The organism is Pseudomonas sp. EL_65y_Pfl1_R83, assembly GCF_963970695.1.
GTDB classification, from domain to species: domain Bacteria; phylum Pseudomonadota; class Gammaproteobacteria; order Pseudomonadales; family Pseudomonadaceae; genus Aquipseudomonas; species Aquipseudomonas tritici.
In genome coordinates this window covers 1-450 of record NZ_CAXAQI010000435.1, presented here as the reverse complement: position 1 = coordinate 450, position 450 = coordinate 1, and the positions used below count along the sequence as shown (strand labels likewise).

Below are 450 nucleotides of genomic sequence, written 5' to 3'. Positions count from 1 at the left end.
GTGTAGATGCGGAGCAATTTGGTATGTTCGCTCATGCTCGCCTCCTGTGTCATGTCGAGATCGGCTCGGGGGTCGGATGCGCCGCCACGCCGCCATCCGGCTCGGGATCGCGGTGCTTGCCCACGCGTTCGCCCCAGCCAAGCACCACGCGGGCGATGGCGGGGAGAACGAGCAAAGTGAGAATGGTAGCCGCAACCAAGCCCCCGATAACAGTGGTCGCCAGGGGCTTCTGGACCTCGGCGCCGGTGCCGTGCGCGAGCGCCATCGACACGAAACCGATCGCCGGCACAAATCCGGTCATGACGACGGCGCGCATCTTTTCGGCCATCCCGTCGCGGATCGCCTGAGCGAGCGGAAACCCTGCCTCGATCCGTTCGCGTATCGCTGTCATCACCACGAGGCCATTGAGTACGGCGACGCCCGCAAGACAGATGAAGCCGACAGCGGCTG

Annotated in this window: 1 protein-coding gene; it reads right to left on the bottom strand. The window is 65.1% G+C overall.

The annotated features are described in order from the left end of the window. Window positions 1–49: 49 nt before the first annotated feature. Window positions 50–450, bottom strand: a 401-nt coding sequence (locus AACY08_RS29690) for an efflux RND transporter permease subunit (RefSeq protein ID WP_339472655.1), incomplete at its 5' end; no start/stop codon positions are given.